Origin of the sequence: Mesorhizobium sp. LSHC420B00, assembly GCF_000503055.1 — a bacterium.
Lineage (GTDB): Bacteria > Pseudomonadota > Alphaproteobacteria > Rhizobiales > Rhizobiaceae > Mesorhizobium.
Window position 1 is genome coordinate 1 of sequence record NZ_AYVY01000078.1, and the last position, 993, is coordinate 993.

Consider the following 993-nt stretch of genomic DNA (forward strand, 5'->3'; position numbering starts at 1 on the left):
AGGTCCGCTGTTCGCGCGGAATCTTGTAGATCATGTCGACGGCGGCGTTGATGACGCGCATCTCCGCCACGTCCAGCGCACCGCCTTCCGGCGTTAGAATGTAGATGAGCAGATCTTCCAGGAAGGACCGGTTTTCTGCCGTGTCCTCGAGCTGCAATGGCGCGAACCCGGTCGGCTGAGAAGGCTCCATCACCTCGTATCGACCGCCGAGCGCCCGAACGAAAATTTCAGCGCCGCGCATATAATCGAAATAAACACATCGTGGCCGCGGCATGATGCGCATGGCCTGCGCCATCAGGAATGACAGCACCACGGTCTTGCCCGAGCCGGTCGGACCGAACACCGTAAAGTGCCCGACATCGTGAACGTGGAAATTGAAATAATAGGCTGTCTGGCTGGTCGTTTCGAGCAAAGCGATGGGGCGTTTCCAATGCAGCCTCTCGCGTTGGCCCGAGGGGAAATTGTGTCCTGAAAAAAGGCCGGCGAAGTTAAGGGACGAGATCAACGCGCGTCGCGCGATGTAGCTGAAATTTCCCGGCAACTGCGCCCAAAAGGCGAGTTCCGTGTTCAGTGTCTCGCGGACCGGCACGATCGACATGCGCGAAAGCTCGGCCGTGATATCGGATAGCGCACGGTTGAGCCCAGCCATATCCGGTGCCAATGCCATGACGCTCATGTGATGTTGTCCGAAGACGACTTCGCCGCCGGCCAGCTTGTCGGCGCCGTCGTGGACGGACTGCTCGACTGTCGTGCCCGCCTCGTCGGAGCCCTCAACCTGGTTCGCGATGGTGTTGATCCTGCGCATCGCCGTGACACGGTCTTCGATCGCGAAACTCTGCGTCAGGACGAACTCATGTGGCAGGCGCAAGAGACCGTCCAATGAGCCCGGCGCGGTGAACGGCGGATATTCCTTGATCGACACCATGGCGCCGAGCTTGCCAGCGTCCGGTCCGCGAAGTTCCAGCGCGGACTTGCCGAAAAACAGCTGCCGCG

General features: G+C 60.3%; 1 pseudogene. It reads right to left on the minus strand.

What is annotated here, in order from left to right:
* Positions 1-993 (minus strand): annotated as a pseudogene (locus X760_RS73530) (type VI secretion protein); the annotation flags it as partial.